General features: G+C 69.4%; 15 protein-coding genes and 1 riboswitch. Of the genes, 8 read left to right on the top strand and 7 right to left on the bottom strand.

Features of this window, described 5'->3' with window-relative positions:
* Positions 1 to 171: 171 nt before the first annotated feature.
* Positions 172 to 1,023 (bottom strand): hypothetical protein, encoded by an 852-nt coding sequence (locus ACQUQD_RS16050; RefSeq protein WP_428957576.1) that lies wholly within the window; start codon positions 1,021 to 1,023, stop codon positions 172 to 174.
* A 205-nt stretch (positions 1,024 to 1,228) separates the two neighbouring features.
* Between ACQUQD_RS16050 and ACQUQD_RS16045 the strand changes: the two genes are divergently transcribed.
* Positions 1,229 to 1,618: a hypothetical protein gene (locus tag ACQUQD_RS16045; protein WP_428952757.1), complete on the top strand. Its 390-nt coding sequence runs from the start codon at positions 1,229 to 1,231 to the stop codon at positions 1,616 to 1,618.
* A 7-nt stretch (positions 1,619 to 1,625) separates the two neighbouring features.
* Positions 1,626 to 2,825 (top strand): glutathionylspermidine synthase family protein, encoded by a 1,200-nt coding sequence (locus tag ACQUQD_RS16040; RefSeq protein WP_428952756.1) that lies wholly within the window; start codon positions 1,626 to 1,628, stop codon positions 2,823 to 2,825.
* 115 nt (positions 2,826 to 2,940) lie between these two features.
* Here ACQUQD_RS16040 and rocD read toward each other — a convergent pair whose 3' ends face one another.
* Positions 2,941 to 4,176 carry an ornithine--oxo-acid transaminase gene (rocD, locus tag ACQUQD_RS16035; RefSeq protein WP_428957575.1) on the bottom strand — a complete coding sequence of 412 codons (1,236 nt, stop codon included), beginning with the start codon at positions 4,174 to 4,176 and terminating at the stop codon, positions 2,941 to 2,943.
* A gap of 139 nt (positions 4,177 to 4,315) precedes the next feature.
* Positions 4,316 to 4,402: riboswitch (ZMP/ZTP riboswitch) on the top strand.
* Positions 4,403 to 4,463: 61 nt separating this feature from the next.
* Here rocD and ACQUQD_RS16030 point away from each other — a divergent pair.
* The gene (locus tag ACQUQD_RS16030) at positions 4,464 to 5,924 is read left to right on the top strand and encodes a glycine hydroxymethyltransferase (protein ID WP_428952755.1); all 1,461 of its coding nucleotides are present in this window, start codon (positions 4,464 to 4,466) and stop codon (positions 5,922 to 5,924) included.
* A gap of 83 nt (positions 5,925 to 6,007) precedes the next feature.
* Here the strand turns inward: ACQUQD_RS16030 and ACQUQD_RS16025 are convergent, their stop codons facing one another.
* The 3 genes from ACQUQD_RS16025 to ACQUQD_RS16015 all read right to left on the bottom strand — a co-directional run bounded on the left by ACQUQD_RS16025 (position 6,008) and on the right by ACQUQD_RS16015 (position 8,378).
* Positions 6,008 to 6,712 (bottom strand): hypothetical protein, encoded by a 705-nt coding sequence (locus ACQUQD_RS16025; RefSeq protein ID WP_428952754.1) that lies wholly within the window; start codon positions 6,710 to 6,712, stop codon positions 6,008 to 6,010.
* A gap of 276 nt (positions 6,713 to 6,988) precedes the next feature.
* A complete protein-coding gene (locus tag ACQUQD_RS16020; RefSeq protein ID WP_428952753.1) occupies positions 6,989 to 7,798 on the bottom strand; it encodes a hypothetical protein in 810 nt (269 codons plus the stop codon).
* On the bottom strand, positions 7,779 to 8,378 hold the full coding sequence (locus ACQUQD_RS16015; protein ID WP_428952752.1) for an RNA polymerase sigma factor: 600 nt from the start codon (positions 8,376 to 8,378) through the stop codon (positions 7,779 to 7,781). Before ACQUQD_RS16015 ends, ACQUQD_RS16020 begins: the two co-directional genes overlap by 20 nt.
* 222 nt (positions 8,379 to 8,600) lie before the next feature.
* Here ACQUQD_RS16015 and trpS point away from each other — a divergent pair, with 222 nt between their 5' ends.
* Positions 8,601 to 9,614: a tryptophan--tRNA ligase gene (gene trpS, locus ACQUQD_RS16010; protein ID WP_428952751.1), complete on the top strand. Its 1,014-nt coding sequence runs from the start codon at positions 8,601 to 8,603 to the stop codon at positions 9,612 to 9,614.
* Positions 9,615 to 9,672: 58 nt separating this feature from the next.
* Positions 9,673 to 10,257 (top strand): 2'-5' RNA ligase family protein, encoded by a 585-nt coding sequence (locus ACQUQD_RS16005; RefSeq protein ID WP_428952750.1) that lies wholly within the window; start codon positions 9,673 to 9,675, stop codon positions 10,255 to 10,257.
* 113 nt (positions 10,258 to 10,370) lie between these two features.
* Here the strand turns inward: ACQUQD_RS16005 and ACQUQD_RS16000 are convergent, their stop codons facing one another.
* Both ACQUQD_RS16000 and ACQUQD_RS15995 read right to left on the bottom strand, forming a co-directional pair.
* Positions 10,371 to 11,126, bottom strand: a complete 756-nt coding sequence (locus ACQUQD_RS16000; RefSeq protein ID WP_428952749.1) for a decaprenylphospho-beta-D-erythro-pentofuranosid-2-ulose 2-reductase — start codon at positions 11,124 to 11,126, stop codon at positions 10,371 to 10,373.
* A gap of 319 nt (positions 11,127 to 11,445) precedes the next feature.
* Positions 11,446 to 12,789 (bottom strand): FAD-binding protein, encoded by a 1,344-nt coding sequence (locus tag ACQUQD_RS15995; protein WP_428952748.1) that lies wholly within the window; start codon positions 12,787 to 12,789, stop codon positions 11,446 to 11,448.
* Positions 12,790 to 13,152: 363 nt separating this feature from the next.
* Here ACQUQD_RS15995 and ACQUQD_RS15990 point away from each other — a divergent pair, with 363 nt between their 5' ends.
* The 3 genes from ACQUQD_RS15990 to ACQUQD_RS15980 all read left to right on the top strand — a co-directional run bounded on the left by ACQUQD_RS15990 (position 13,153) and on the right by ACQUQD_RS15980 (position 15,388).
* Positions 13,153 to 13,671 carry a phosphatase PAP2 family protein gene (locus tag ACQUQD_RS15990; RefSeq protein WP_428952747.1) on the top strand — a complete coding sequence of 173 codons (519 nt, stop codon included), beginning with the start codon at positions 13,153 to 13,155 and terminating at the stop codon, positions 13,669 to 13,671.
* 149 nt (positions 13,672 to 13,820) lie between these two features.
* Positions 13,821 to 14,816 carry a decaprenyl-phosphate phosphoribosyltransferase gene (locus ACQUQD_RS15985; RefSeq protein ID WP_428957574.1) on the top strand — a complete coding sequence of 332 codons (996 nt, stop codon included), beginning with the start codon at positions 13,821 to 13,823 and terminating at the stop codon, positions 14,814 to 14,816.
* 92 nt (positions 14,817 to 14,908) lie between these two features.
* A complete protein-coding gene (locus ACQUQD_RS15980; RefSeq protein WP_428952746.1) occupies positions 14,909 to 15,388 on the top strand; it encodes a GtrA family protein in 480 nt (159 codons plus the stop codon).
* Positions 15,389 to 15,396 lie beyond the last annotated feature (8 nt).

Raw genomic sequence — 15,396 nt, 5'->3', positions numbered from 1 at the left:
AGGGTCGACCGTAAGGAGGTACGGCGGGGCGGATACGGGCGCTGTCATACGGCTGCCCGCGCACGACCGTGCCTATGAGCACCCCGCACCTGTACAGCGTCTGCCCCTTCGCCCCCGCTCGTCACCTTGGCCGACGCCTCCCTCGACGCCGAGCCCGCCAAGCGCCCGCGCCTACTCGCCTGCTCGAACGGGCTCCCCGCCCTCCACCACCGGTGCCTCCCCGAACCGGGCCAGGGCCAGCGCCCCCGCCACGGCCACTGCGAATCCCAGCACCGCCAGCCACTCGAGCCCCGACCGCGTCCGGTCCCCGAGCCACACCACGCCCACCAACGCCGGCCCCACCGTCTCCCCGACGACCATCCCGGCCGTGGCCACCGTCACCGACCCGCGCTGCAGCGCCGACGTCAGCAAGAGGAACGCCGCGCCTCCGCCCACCAGCAGCGCGTAGGTCGCCGGATTCGTCAGCAGGGCCCCTGGCGAGATGTCGTCGATGAGCCGCACGCTCACCTCGACCACGCCGAAACCGAACCCCGCCCCGAGCCCCAACGCCAAGGCCCGGCCACGCCCCGGCAGTCGCCCCGCCCCGGCCCCGATCAGCAGCACCCCGACCGCCACCCCGAGCATCGCGAACCGCAGCCCGTCCGAACCGGCCCGCTCGCCCTCCGCCCCCGACGCCAGCCCCAGCATCGTGAGCCCCGCGCACACGGCACCCACAGCGCCCCACTCGGCCCCGCTCAACCGCACGCGCAGCAACCGGGCGGCGACCACCGCGGTCACGGCCAGGCTCGCGGCGAGCGCCGCCCCCACGGCGTAGATGGGGAGGGATCGCAGCGCCACCACCTGCAGGACGAATCCGAGCCCGTCGAGCCCGAGCCCGGCGACGTAACGCCACTGCCGCAACGCCCGCACCAGTAGCGCCGGATCGACTCCCGACCCGGTCCCGGGCTCGGCCGCCCGCGCCGCCATCGCCTGAAGCACCGACGCCGTACCGAAGCAGATCGCGGACCCCAGCGCGCAAATCATTCCAAGAGGCACAAAGTGACTTTAGAGGAAAGGGAGTCGGGCTTTGGATCGGGAGTGGATGCGCGGGGAACCCGTGTGTTCTTCTACGCTGACCGCCGACAAGGACCAGGACGCGCCGGGACTACCCACGACGAGCCGTCGCCGAGCCCATGGCGCCGGCTGCACGCGTCCGGTCGGAACCAGCACAGACGGGGGAGTTGCACCGATGGCGGAGAAACGACGGCGGTTGCGGTCGAGCACAGTGGTACTCGGTGGCATGGGCGTGCTCGCCACGGCCCTGACTTCCTGCGGTTCGGACCCGGACCGGCGCTGTGTGGACCGTGACAGCTACGACACGTTCAACGGGTACAAGATCGTCAGCGACCAGTACTGCAAGAGCGGTTCGGGAACGACCTCGACCGGCAAGGGCCGCAAGACCGGCACGAGTACCGGCGGCAGCACGAGCGGCACCGGCCGGAGCGGCCGGGTCGACGGAGCCTGGTACTACGACTCCGATGTCAGCGGACGCCACGCCGACAGCGGCACTTTCAGCCGCAGCGAGGCCGTCGACCGGGGCGGCTTCGGTTGCTCGGGTTCCGGTTCCGGAGGCGGCTGAACCAGGGATGAAGCGCCACACCATCCAGCCCCGCGACGGCTGGCAGCAGACCGTCGAGGAACAAGGGCTGATCTACCCCCTCACCCGCTACCCGGACGACTCCCTTCGCCCCTACTGGGACGAGAGCGCCTACTACGAGTTCTCCTTGCGCGAGGTCGAGGCGCTCGAGGAGGTCGTCGAGGAACTGCACGGGATGTGCCTGGCCGCAGCCGAGCACCTCGTCACCCAGGACCGCCTCGCCGACCTCGGAATCACCGACCCGCGCCTCGCATCACTCGTTCGTGAGTCCTGGCGCCGACGCGATGAACTCCCTTCCGTGTACGGCCGTTTCGACCTCCACTACGACGGCCGCACAGGAGGCCCGGCGAAGCTCCTGGAGTACAACGCCGACACGCCCACCTCCCTCGTCGAGGCCGCCAGCCCGCAATGGTTCTGGATGGAGGAGCGCTTCCCCGGCGCCGACCAGTGGAACTCCCTTCACGAGCGGCTGGTCGACGCCTGGAAGAAACAGGCCGCACTCCTCCCGCCCGGCAGCCCGCTGCATTTCGCGCACTCCGCCGAGGACGAACTCGGCGAGGACCTGATGACCGTGGCCTATCTGCGCGAGACCGCCGAGCAGGCCGGACTGGACACGGAATCCATCTCCGTGGAGGACATCGGCTGGGACCCGCTGTCACGGCGCTTCGTCGACAAGAAACTCCGCTTCATCCGCAGCTGCTTCAAGCTCTACCCCTGGGAGTGGCTGACCACCGATCGCTTCGCCCCGTACGTCCTGGACACACTCGACAACGGAGGCGGCACCGGCACCACTCTGTGGATCGAACCCGCCTGGAAGATGCTCCTGTCCAACAAGGCGCTCCTGGCCGTGCTCTGGGAACTCTTCCCGGGCCATCCGAACCTCCTCCCCGCCTACCTGGACGGCCCGCGCGAACTCGCCCGCACCACCGGGTACGTCGCCAAGCCCCTCCTCGGCCGCGAAGGCGCCGGCGTCACTCTCCACGAACCGGGCAGCTCACCAACCGAAACGACGCCTCGTGAAGAGGCCTGCTGTTACCAGGAACTGAGCCTCTTGCCCGACTTCGACGGCAACCGGGTGGTGCTGGGTGCCTGGGTCGTGGAGAACGAAGCCGCGGGTCTCGGCATCCGTGAATCCTCGGGCCCGATCACGGACGAATACGCCCGCTTCCTGCCCCACGTCATCCTCTAGCGCCGACCGGGTCTGGGCCGCCGACCCCAGACCCGGCCTCGGGCCCTGATACGCCCCGGGGCGTCATCACTCTTCAGGTGTCAAGGAACTCTCGGATGTCTCCGGGCGCCGCCGTTCACGCGCCGAGTACCGCACGGAGCTGATCGAGCCCCCAGTCCAGATCCTCCTTCCTGATCACCAGGGGCGGGGCGATCCGGATCGTGGAGCCATGGGTGTCCTTCACGAGCACACCCCGATCCATCAACTTCTCCGAGATCTCCCGTCCCGTCCCGTACGCCGGATCGATGTCCACACCCGCCCAGAGCCCACGGCCCCGCACCTCGGTCACCTTGCCCGTCCCGGCCAACAGGCCCAGCTCGGCGTGCAGATGCTCACCCAGCTCCGCGGCCCGCTGCTGGAACTCCCCGCCCCGCAGCATCGCGATCACCTCGAGCGCCACAGCACAAGCGAGCGGATTGCCGCCGAACGTCGACCCGTGCTCGCCCGGTCGGAACACCCCCAGCACCGCCTTGCTCGACACGACCGCCGACACCGGCACGACACCGCCCCCGAGCGCCTTGCCCAGCACATACATGTCGGGCACCACGCCCTCGTGCTCGCAGGCGAACGTCCGCCCCGTCCGCCCGAGCCCCGACTGGATCTCGTCCGCGATGAACAGCACGCTGCGCTCGCGCGTCAGCTCCCGCACCGCCGGCAGGTATCCGGGCGGCGGCACCAGCACCCCCGCCTCACCCTGGATCGGCTCCAGAAGGACCGCCACCGTGTCCTCGGTCATCGCGTCCCGGAGCGCTTCCAGGTCGCCGTACGGGACGATGTCGAACCCCGGCGTGTAGGGCCCGAAGTCCGCTCGGGCCTCCGGATCCGTGGAGAAGCTGACGATGGTCGTCGTCCGGCCGTGGAAGTTGTCGCTCGCGACCACGATCCGCGCCCGGCCGTCCGGCACGCCCTTGACCCGGTACCCCCACTTACGGGCGGTCTTCACCGCGGTCTCCACCGCCTCCGCCCCCGTGTTCATCGGCAGCACCATCTCCATGCCGCACAACTCGGCGAGCTGCGTACAGAACTCGGCGAACCGGTCGTGATGGAACGCCCGAGAGGTCAGGGTGACGCGCTCCAGCTGGGCCTTGGCCGCCTCGATCAGCCGCCGGTTTCCATGCCCGAAATTGAGGGCGGAGTACCCGGCGAGCATGTCCAGATAGCGGCGCCCCTCGACGTCCGTCATCCACGCGCCCTCCGCCGTGGCGACGACGACGGGCAGCGGATGGTAGTTGTGCGCGCTGTGCTCCTCGGAGGCGGCGATCAAGCCCTCCGTAGCAGCACGTGGGTCCTCGGCGGTGTGGGCGGGAGTCACAGAAGTCACGGGATCTCCGTTCTTACGGCTCTGAAGGCCTTGCGGCTCTTACGGCGCGAGACGGGTTTGTGGCCCCTTCCTATCGTCGCTCGCATCCTGGACGCGGAAACCTCGCGCACCGGCGCGCCCGGTAATGTGATTCCCGGGCCGTGACTGGCGCGCTGGGATGGGACCGACCATCGGGGAGCGGCCCGCGAACTGTGTGCCGTGCGCCTGGGCCGAACCGTGCAGCGCCCCGTCTGTCCGAGCCCGCTCGGACCGGGGAGAACCCGTCCCGGAGGTCCTTCATGCCAGAGCCCACCCCTTCCTCCTCCCTTTCCACCGAGTCAGTCGCCTTCCGCAGCGCCCTCGACGTGATCCGGAGCGTGGAGCCCCGGGTCGCCGACGCCATCGGCCAGGAGATCGCCGACCAGCGCGAGATGCTCAAGCTGATCGCCAGTGAGAACTACGCCTCTCCGGCCACCCTGCTGGCGATGGGCAACTGGTTCAGCGACAAGTACGCCGAGGGCACCGTCGGCCGCCGCTTCTACGCGGGGTGCCGCAACGTCGACACCGTCGAGTCCCTGGCCGCTGAACACGCCCGAGAGCTCTTCGGCGCCCAGCACGCGTATGTCCAGCCGCACTCCGGCATCGACGCCAACCTCGTCGCCTTCTGGGCCGTCCTCGCGGACCGCGTCGAGGCTCCCGCCCTGCAGCGAGCCGGGGTGCGCAACGTCAACGACCTGTCCGACGTCGACTGGACAGAGCTGCGCCAGGCCTTCGGCAACCAGCGCATGCTCGGCATGTCCCTGGACGCCGGCGGCCACCTCACGCATGGGTTCCGACCCAACATCTCCGGCAAGATGTTCGACCAGCGCAGCTACGGCACCGACCCGGCCACCGGACTCCTGGACTACGAGGCGCTGCGCGCCACGGCCCGCGAGTTCAAGCCGATGATCATCGTCGCCGGCTACTCCGCCTACCCGCGCCTGGTGAACTTCCGCATCATGCGGGAGATCGCCGACGAGGTCGGGGCAACGCTGATGGTCGACATGGCTCACTTCGCCGGTCTTGTCGCGGGCAAGGTCCTCACCGGCGACTTCGACCCGGTGCCGCACGCCCAGATCGTCACCACGACCACCCACAAGTCGCTGCGCGGCCCGCGCGGCGGCATGGTCCTGTGCGACGACTCGCTCGCCGACCAGGTGGACCGCGGCTGCCCGATGGTGCTGGGCGGTCCGCTGCCGCACGTCATGGCCGCGAAGGCTGTCGCGCTCGCCGAGGCCCGCCGTCCTGACTTCCGTGGCTACGCCCAGGCCGTCGTCGACAACTCCCGCGCCCTCGCCGAAGGCCTCACCCGGCGCGGAGCGACCCTGGTCACCGGCGGTACGGACAACCACCTCAATCTGATCGATGTCGCCACCTCCTACGGTCTGACCGGCCGACAGGCCGAGTCCGCGCTTCTCGATTCCGGCATCGTCACCAACCGCAACGCCATTCCTGCCGACCCGAACGGCGCGTGGTACACCTCCGGCATCCGTATCGGCACCCCCGCCCTCACCACCCGCGGCCTGGGCGCCACCGAGATGGACGAGATCGCCGCGCTCATCGACCGCGTCCTCACGGCGACCGAGGCCGGCACCACCAGCAAGGGCGCCCCCTCCAAGGCCCAGCACGTCCTGGAGGCCAAGGTCGCCGACGAGGTCTCCCACCGGGCCGGCGATCTGCTCGCCGGTTTCCCGCTCTACCCCGCCGTCGACCTCACCTGAGCCTCGACCCGCCGCCTTCGGAAGGGGCCCGTCCCTGACGGAGGCGGCGGCTGCGCCGGTCCGAGAACCTGCTCGCCAGGCGGTCATATGTCCCGCAGCTCCTGCCGTGGGCCTGACTCCCGGCGCCTGCGAGACGACGCCAGCGTCTCCGGCAGACGCATGACCAGCGGTCGAAGCAGCAGGGCTGCCGCCGCTCCAGCGCCCGCACAGGGGACCGCCCACCACCAGTCGATCCCGCTGCCCCGGGCCGTCGCCGCGGACGTGGCAGATGCAGTGGCGGCCGCTCCTGGAGCCGCTGCCGCGGGTGTCCCGGATATCTCCGAGCTGGGAAATACGGGAGGCGCCCCACCGGGAGCCCGCTTGCCCATCACACCCAGCCTGTGCAGCAGCGACCGCAGCTCATCCGGCTTCTGAGCCGTGTGCCAGTAGCCGCTGAACTTCTCCGGGATATCCGTCGACGTATGGATCCAGACCTCCTTGCTGCCCGGAGTGTCGGGATAGACGCGGTCCACCCGCCAGGGCTGCACATCGTGCAGCAGCCACGTCATGTTGAGCTGTCGTCCCGCACCGACACCGAGGCCGGGTGGCACCTTCTCCTGTCCCTCGCCCGGCTCACCGAGCAGGCTGCTCAGACGGCCGTACTCCTTGTCACTGAAGTAGAGCGACGCGCTCTGCTTGCTCTCCGGTGAGACGACGAGGACGCTGGTGGGCCCGCCGGCCAATGCTTGCGAACCGCTCCACAGCACCATGACCAGTGCCGCAGCCAGCGCTGTGGCCAGTGCCGCCACGCTTCGTACCGTACGCATTCGAACCCCCAGCCGATCCCTGCACGGCTCCTCCGTGCACTGTCACTTCTGGTACACCGCTCGAGCTGTCCGGGTTCCCGATTCGCCGGGATGTCTTTTCGTCTGCGTCGGCTATGGCCTGCCCGGCGGATCTTGCCGCCGGGGGTGCGTGCGTTGTGCCCTGAGACACATGGCGGGGTGGGAACGGGCGTCGTTGGCGACACTCACCGTCATCGAAGGGGGCTGTCACCTCACGCGGTCTGAGGCACCGGACGTGACCTAGCGCCGACCGCGCACCGACTTCGCGATTTTCAACGCTTCGTCCTCGGACTCGATGCCCTCCAGACGCAGCGTGAGGTCGGAGCCGTGTGTCCACAGCAGCGTCGGCCCAGCTGTGCGCTCCGCACGGTTCCACTGCTTGCCCTGCTCGTCGAGCATCCGGAAGCTCAGCCGATGCTCGTTCCTGAACCAGAGCCCGGTGTCCCCGGCCACCGTGACCCACTTCGGCGGCACAGCGACGGTCTTCACGAAGCCGATGTCGAGACGCGCCGGATACTCGTCGAGCCGAACCGTGCGGCCCGCGTCTCGCCAGCACAAGGTCAGCAGCGCGCGATCGTCCTGCTCGCGAGTGACCATGATCGCGTCGGGCGAGCCCAGCCCGGACGGGACCAGAGGCGTGAAGCCGGCCCGACGCACGGCCTGAGCCAGCGAGACGGAGTCACCGCAGCCAGGGACGTGGGCGCCCGTCGACGGTGCGGACGACGGGTCGTAGCGCACTTCGACCCCGCCGAAGCCGAACCAGTCCGCGACCGCAGCTCGCACGGGCGGGGTGAACACAACGATGGTCGCCACCCCACACAGTGCGGCGGCGAGCGCCCGCCAGCGAAGCCGTACCCACCCTCGTATCCGACGCAAGAAGCTGCGCGGCCCGCGAGGCTCGGCGACCGGCGTGGGCACACGCTCGGCGAGTATCTGCGCCAGCACGCGCTCGGCCATCGTCTCGCCCGCGCCTTCCGGGCCCTCCATCAGTCGGCCCAGCGAGCGCAGTTCGTCAGGCAGTCCTGGCTCGTCATCGCGACGCCCGCCCATGCTTGTCACCTCCCTCCCTCAGCCGCTGTGCCGGTACCGATGCGGAATCCTGCCGTGCGGGAAGCAGCTGGCCGAGCTTGCGCAGCGCGCGATTGAGCCGGGATTTGACCGTGCCGCGCGGCCAGCCGAGCGCCTGCGCCGTCTCCGCCTCGTCCATCTCCAACAGATAGCGGTAGGTGACGACGAGCCGATGCTCCTCGCTCAGCAGCTCCAGCGCGGCGAGCAGCTCGGACCGGCGCTCTATCTCGATCGCCGCCACCGCGGGATCAGCCGATTCCGGTATCAGCGGCTCGGCCTCGACCATCGCGGCTTCCCGGCCGATGGCGGAGCGCTGCCGCCCTGCCGATCTCACTGTGTTCCTCGTCTCATTGGCGACGATCTTGAGCAGCCACGGCCTGAACGCCGAGCCGTCCTTGAACCGCCCCAAGCTGCGATACGCCTTGAAGAAGGACTGCTGCACCACATCTTCCGCGTCCGCGCCCGCGCCCAGTGCCACCGCTGCCCGCAGCGCGATCCCGGTGAAGGCGCGGACCAACTCCGCGTACGCCTCCGGCTCCCCGGCGCGCACGCGTGCGATCACCGCACCCTCGTCGACGACGCGGCCCCCCTCCAGGACTTCCCCCTGTGCCCTCACACCTTTGATACACCGGCCGACAGCGATCGGTTCCCACCCGTCACGCACGAGTTCTCACAGTCCGTCACGTCTCGGCCTGTGCCCGCGCGCACGTTCTTTTTTCACAGAGCGTGTCCGCGTGGTGCACCTGGGCCCGAGCAATGAGAGACACCTGAGAGAATGAGGGGCATGGCCTCTGATAGTCCCCGCGTGCTCTCCGGTATCCAGCCCACCGCAGGCTCGTTCCACCTCGGCAACTACCTCGGCGCCGTCCGCCAGTGGGTGGCGCTGCAGGAGTCTCACGACGCCTTCTACATGGTGGTGGACCTGCATGCGATCACCGTTCCGCAGGACCCGAAGGAACTGCGTGCGAACACTCGACTCGCCGCAGCCCAGCTCCTGGCCGCCGGCCTCGACCCGGACCGCTGCACGCTGTTCGTCCAGAGCCATGTCCCCGAGCACGCTCAGCTCGGCTGGGTCATGAACTGCCTCACGGGATTCGGCGAGGCGAGCCGCATGACGCAGTTCAAGGACAAGTCCGCCAAGCAGGGCGCCGACCGCGCCACGGTGGGCCTCTTCACGTACCCGATCCTTCAGGTCGCGGACATCCTCCTGTACCAGGCCAACCAGGTTCCGGTGGGCGAGGACCAGCGCCAGCACATCGAGCTCACGCGTGACCTGGCCGAGCGCTTCAACGGCCGTTTCGGGGAGACCTTCACGATCCCGGCGCCGTACATCCTGAAGGAGACGGCCAAGATCTACGATCTTCAGGACCCGTCGATCAAGATGAGCAAGTCGGCATCGACCCCCAAGGGCCTCATCAACCTCCTCGACGAGCCGAAGGTCACCGCGAAGAAGGTCAAGAGCGCGGTCACCGACACCGACACCGTGATCCGCTACGACGCGGAGAACAAGCCGGGCGTGAGCAACCTCCTCACCATCTACTCCACCCTCACCGGCACCGGTATTCCGGAACTGGAGCAGAAGTACGAGGGCAAGATGTACGGTGCGCTCAAGACGGACCTGGCTGAGGTCATGGTGGACTTCGTGACGCCGTTCCGGACCCGCACCCAGGAGTACCTGGACGACCCGGAGACGCTCGACTCGATCCTGGCCAAGGGCGCGGAGAAGGCGCGAACCGTCGCCGCCGAGACCCTTTCCCAGGCGTACGAGAAGGTCGGCTTCCTGCCCGCCAAGCACTGAGACCGGACCGGCCGCACCTCGCGCCCGCACGCCCACCACACGACGACAGGAGTATGACGTGGGGACCGTAACGATCGGTGTTTCGATCGCGGTCCCGGAGCCTCATGGCAGCCTGCTCCAGGAGCGGCGTGCGGGCTTCGGTGACCCCGCGGCGCACGGCATTCCCACGCACATCACCCTGCTTCCGCCCACCGAGGTGGAAGCAGGGGACCTGCCGGCGATCGAGGTGCACCTGACGGAGGTCGCGGGCTCCGGCCGTCCCTTCGCGATGCGCCTCTCGGGGACGGGAACGTTCCGTCCGCTGTCACCCGTTGTGTTCGTGCAGGTCGTCGAGGGCGCGGAGGCCTGCACCTGGCTGCAGAAGCAGGTGCGCGACGCGTCAGGGCCCGTCGCGCGTGAGCTGCAGTTCCCGTACCACCCGCATGTCACCGTGGCGCACGGCATCGCCGAGGAGGCGATGGACCAAGCCTTCGACGAACTCGCCGACTACGAAGCGGCGTGGCCGTGCAACGGCTTCGCTCTCTACGAGCAGGGTGCGGACGGCATCTGGCGGAAGCTGCGGGACTTCACGTTCGGTAAGCCCAAGCTCCCTGCCCAGGCACCGGACCGCTCGACGCGCGGACGCCGTCTGCCCGCGCGCTGATCGGGCCCGGCCACCGCGTCAGGCGGCGGCACCGACCTTGATCTCAGGGAGCACCGCCTCCCGACGCAGGTCTCACCGGAACTGCACCGCTCAGCGCGTCCCGCGCGGGAGCGTCAGACCGGGAGCCTGCGGAACACCGGCCTCGGCACGTGGCGCAGCGCCGACATGACCACCCGCAGCGTCCCCGGCACCCACACCATCTCCGACCTGCGCCGCAGCCCTGTCTCGATGGCCTGGGCCACGGCCTCCGGAGTCGTGGCCAGCGGAGCTTCGGCCAGGCCCGCCGTCATCTTCGACCGTACAAATCCGGGGCGCACCACCATGACGTGGACCCCCGTGCCGTGCAGCGCGTCACCCAGCCCCTGCGCGAAGGCGTCGAGACCCGCCTTGCTCGACCCGTAGATGAAATTGGCGCGGCGGGCCCGCTCGCCCGCGACCGACGACAGCACGACCAACGAACCATGGCCCTGCGCCTGCAACGCCCGAGCACAGACCAGGCCGGCCGAGACGGCGCCGGTGTAGTTGGTCTGGGCGACGCGTACCGCCGACATCGGCTCGCCCTCGTCGCGGGCCTGGTCGCCGAGAACTCCGAAAGCCAGCAGCACCATGTCGATGTCGCCGTCGGCGAAGACCTTGCCGAGAGTCTCCTCGTGGGACTCCGAGTCCAGGGCGTCGAAGGGGACGGTGCGGGCGTCGGCACCCATGTCGCGCAGCTGCTTCGCAGCACTGTCGAGCGCAGGGGACGGCCGGCCCGCGAGCCACACCGTGCGAGTGCGCCGGGCGACGAGCCGGCGCGCTGTCGCGAGCGCGATCTCGGACGTGCCGCCGAGGATGAGCAGGGACTGGGGGGCGCCGAAAGCGTCCTTCATGAAAACCGAACTCCAATGGGGCGGGGCTGGTTGGCGGTGTGCCGGGCGGGAGTGAGCCGATCAGGTGCCGGGTGCCGGGTGCCGGGTGCCGGATACGGAAATCGGGGATCGAGATCGGGAACCCGGTCGGCTCGAGCGGTGTATCAAAAGTGACGAGGGCGCGGAGAGCCGCGCAGGGAACGGAGCAAAGGGGGAAACGACGGTGCGAGTGGGTGAGTCGAGCGAAGCGCAAGCGGTCCGAATGACGGAATGGAGCGGAGAGCCGCGCCGACGCGCTCGCGTGTGGATAGGGGGAGCGGCCCGTGTTGCTTCTGAGCGCTCAGAGATCCAGCCGCCGCGAAAGATCCGAGCGGAATACGCCTCGCGGGTCCAATCGCGCCCGCAGGGAGCGGAATTCCTCCAGCTGCGGATACATGGTGGAGAGGAGTTCGGGGCGCAGTCGGGAGTCTTTGGCGAGGTAGATGCGCCCGTCGGCAGCGGCCACCTCCTCATCGAGTTCATCGAGGAACGCGCCGAGTTCCGGAAGGTTCGCGGGGATGTCGAGCGCCAGGGTCCAGCCCGGCATGGGAAAGGACAGCCAGCCGGGATCCCCTTCACCGAAGCGCTTGAGCACGGCCAGGAAGGACGGGCAGCCGCGCTCCGAGATGCGCTGCACAATCCGGCGCAGCGCTTCTTCCTTCCCATATCCGACGACGAATTGGTACTGCACGAAGCCGCTGCGGCCATAAATGCGGTTCCAGTGCGGGACACCGTCGAGGGGGTGGAAGAACGTCGACAGTTTCTGAATCTCGCCGACGCGGGAGCGAGGCGCTTTGCGATACCAGAGCTCGTTGAAGAGGCCGACGGTGGTCCGGCCCAGTAGGCCTTCGGGCAGGAAGGAAGGGGCGGAGGGCAGCCGGCCCGGGCGGAAGGCCAGCGGAGCCCGGCGTGCGCGGACGGGCAGCGCGTCCAAGGGAGCGTGGTCTCCACGGGTGAGAACTGAGCGGCCCATCGCGGCACCACGGGCCAGCAGATCGATCCAGGCGACCGAGTAGCGGTAGCGGTGATCGGTGGCGGTGAGGCGGGCCATCAAGTCATCGAGATCCACGGCGCGTTCGGTGTCGACGGACATCAGCGAGGTCTCGACGCGCTGCAGTTGGACGGTGGCCGTGAGGATGATCCCTGTCAGTCCCATGCCGCCGGCCGTGGCGTCGAAGAGCTCGGTGCCGCGCTCGACCATACGGACTTCGCCGTCGGCCGTGAGGAGTTCCAGCGCGAGGACGTGGCGGGCGAAGGACCCGGAGACGTGGTGGTTCTTGCCGTGGATGTCGGCACCGATCGCGCCGCCGACCGTGACATAGCGCGTGCCCGGGGTCACCGGGACGAACCAGCCGAGAGGAAGGAGGACTTCCATCAGCCGATGCAGGGAGACGCCCGCGTCGCACAGCACGGTGCCGCCGTTGGCATCGAAGGCGTGGATCCGGTTCAGACCGGTCATGTCCAGCACGGCGCCGCCCGCGTTCTGTGCCGCGTCGCCATAGGCCCGTCCCAGGCCACGGGCGATGCCGCCCCGGCGGCCGGGGGCAGCGCATTCCCGCACCGCCGCCACCGCCTCCTCGTAGGAACGGGGGCGAACCAGATGCGCGGACGTGGGAGCCGTGCGGCCCCAGCCGGTGACGGGCACGGTGTCGTAACCCGGGGCAGTCGGGTGCGGTGATGCACTGGGTGAGGAGCCGGCAGCAGATGCGGAGGACTCCTGTGCTGGAGCGGGAGTTGGCGCCGAGTTCGAGGGTGAGGCCGGAGGAGTCGCAGTCGTGGCCGTGGACTCGCGTGCGGATGCGGAGGTGGGGCCGGACAAGGGGGCGGCGACAGGTGTGGGTACGGAAGTGGGGGTGGAGACAGGGTCGGCAGCCATGTGCGCGACCGTATCGCCCGACAAAGGGGGCTTTGCACCAAATATAGCGATCTCTCACCGAAATGGGTGATTGAGGGAGTTTCACGCTAAATTGCGCAAGCTGTGCGTCTTGTGGCATTCAGAGTGAGCCACATGGACGACATGGACCGCCGACTGCTGTCGGCACTGCGCGACTGTGGCACCGACCGGCGCATTGCCACGGCTGCGCGTGCGCTGTCCTGGGCCGGTGAGCACGGGGCGTTGTGGCTGGCCGCAGGCCTCGCCGGGGCTGCGGTCGACCGTGAGCGGCGCACAGCGTGGCTGCGCGGTACGGCTCTCACCGCTGGGGCCCATCTGGCCAGCATGGGGGTGAAGCGGGTGGTGCGCAGGCCCAGGCCCAGCGCGGAGACGGGCGTCGAGCCACTGGTGCGGACCGCGGGGAAGCACTCGTTCCCCAGCTCGCATGCGACATCGGCGGCAGCCGCAGCCGTCGCCTACGGGGCGCTGAGGCCGGTGGGCGCGCGTCTGGTGCCGCCCGTGGCCGCTGCGATGTGTGTCTCGCGGATGGTTGTCGGCGTGCACTACCCCTCCGATGTCGCGGCGGGAGCGGTCTTGGGTGCGCTGACGGCGAGGCTGGGGGCGCGCTGGATGAACGGGGGTGAGGTGCGGTGACAGAGCGCATGGAGAGGGCGGAACAGCAGCGCGGGGGAGTGGACGGCGCAGGCGAGGCAGGCGAGTTGGGTGTTCGCGGGGTGCTCGGCGACGGACCGGACGGACGGGGTGGGCTCGATGGTCATCGAGGGCAAGGGGGTGAGGAAGAGATGGTGAGCGGGAGCGGAGCTCGGCTCGTCGGGTCGGCACGGGGCGGCGGCGCTGCCACGGCGGTGCTGGAGCGGCCACGCGAACCGATGTCGATGGCGAAGGCGGTGACACCACTCGGGTTGCCCGCAGGGCTGTTGCGGACGGCGCGGCCCAGACAGTGGGTGAAGAACGTCCTGGTGGTGGCCGCGCCTGCGGCGGCGGGAGTGTTGTTCTCGCGGCATGCGCTGGTTCAACTGGCGCTTGTCTTCATCCTGTTCACGGCGGCCGCCTCGGCGGTGTACTTGATCAATGACGCGCGGGACGCCGAAGCGGATCGGGCGCACCCGGTGAAGCGGAACCGGCCCGTGGCGGCCGGGCTCGTTCCCGTACCGGTCGCCTATGCCGTCGGGGGGACGCTGGCCGTGCTCGCGCCGGCTGCGGCGGCGGTGCTGTGCAATCCGGCGACCGCGGCGCTGCTGACCGCCTATGTCGGCATGCAGTTGGCGTACTGCGTCAGCCTCAAGCACGTCTTGGTCGTCGACCTGGTCGTGGTGACCACCGGCTTCTTGATGCGGGCGATGATCGGCGGGCTGGCGCTCGGGATTCCGCTCTCGCGATGGTTCCTGATCACGACGGGATTCGGCGCGCTGTTCATGGTCTCGGCCAAGCGGTACTCCGAGGCGGTGCAGATGGCTGGCAAGGCGGGCGCCACGCGGGCTCTCCTGAACGAGTACACGACGGGATATCTGCGGTTCGTCTGGCAGCTGGCGGCGGGGGTGGCCGTGCTCGCGTACTGCCTATGGGCGATGGAGGAGGGGGGTGTCGCGCGCAGCAGTCTGTTGCCGTGGCGGCAGTTGTCGATGGTGGCGTTCATTCTCGCGGTCCTCAGATATGCGGTGTTCGCCGACCGGGGCACGGCGGGTGAGCCGGAGGACGTGGTGTTGAGGGATCGCGCGTTGGCGGTGATCGGGCTCGTGTGGCTGGCGATGTACGGGCTCGCGGTCGCGGACTGGTGAGAAGCAGGGGCAGGGGCGACGCGGGAAGAGCGGCGGAAGGCGCCGAGGGAGCGGGAGGCGACGTGGGGGAAGCAGCGGGGGCTCGGCGTGGAGTGGGCGCGCGGGTAAGGGAGTTGGGGCCCGAGTTGGTGGGTTTTGCGGTGGCCGGGTTGTGCGCGTACGCCGTCGACCTGGGGCTGTTCGTCTGGCTGCGGGGGACGGTCGGGCTGGATCCGATCTCCGCGAAGGCATTGTCGTTCGTGGCCGGTTGCTCGGTGGCCTACCTGGGGAACACGCTGGGGACGTACCGCAGGAGAGCGGCCGGGGTGTCGCGACTGCGGCAGTACGGGGTGTTCTTCGCGGTGAACGTGGCGGGGGCACTGGTCCAGCTGATGTGCATCGTGGTGTCCCACTATGCGTTGGGATTCACCTCGCCTCGGGCGGACACGATCTCGGGCGCAGGGGTGGGGATGGCCTTGGCCACGGTGTTGCGGTTCTGGGGTACCCGGACTCTGGTATTCGGTGCGAGGCCGAGTCGGAGGTCGGTCGGCGAGAGATCGGTCGGAGCAAGACCGGTCGAACCGGTCAACTAGGGCAGGCT

Source organism: Streptomyces sp. cg35, assembly GCF_050410835.1.
In the GTDB taxonomy this organism is placed as follows: domain Bacteria; phylum Actinomycetota; class Actinomycetes; order Streptomycetales; family Streptomycetaceae; genus Streptomyces.
This window is presented reverse-complemented; position numbering and strand designations above follow the sequence as displayed.

Bases quoted from the DNA above. Each gene is read 5' to 3' on its own strand.
- ACQUQD_RS16050 (WP_428957576.1), bottom strand. From the start codon at position 1,023: ATGATTTGCGCGCTGGGGTCCGCGATCTGCTTCGGTACGGCGTCGGTG.
- ACQUQD_RS16045 (WP_428952757.1), top strand. From the start codon at position 1,229: ATGGCGGAGAAACGACGGCGGTTGCGGTCGAGCACAGTGGTACTCGGT.
- ACQUQD_RS16040 (WP_428952756.1), top strand. From the start codon at position 1,626: ATGAAGCGCCACACCATCCAGCCCCGCGACGGCTGGCAGCAGACCGTC.
- ACQUQD_RS16030 (WP_428952755.1), top strand. From the start codon at position 4,464: ATGCCAGAGCCCACCCCTTCCTCCTCCCTTTCCACCGAGTCAGTCGCC.
- ACQUQD_RS16020 (WP_428952753.1), bottom strand. From the start codon at position 7,798: ATGGGCGGGCGTCGCGATGACGAGCCAGGACTGCCTGACGAACTGCGC.
- trpS (WP_428952751.1), top strand. From the start codon at position 8,601: ATGGCCTCTGATAGTCCCCGCGTGCTCTCCGGTATCCAGCCCACCGCA.
- ACQUQD_RS16000 (WP_428952749.1), bottom strand. From the start codon at position 11,126: ATGAAGGACGCTTTCGGCGCCCCCCAGTCCCTGCTCATCCTCGGCGGC.
- ACQUQD_RS15990 (WP_428952747.1), top strand. From the start codon at position 13,153: ATGGACGACATGGACCGCCGACTGCTGTCGGCACTGCGCGACTGTGGC.
- ACQUQD_RS15985 (WP_428957574.1), top strand. From the start codon at position 13,821: ATGGTGAGCGGGAGCGGAGCTCGGCTCGTCGGGTCGGCACGGGGCGGC.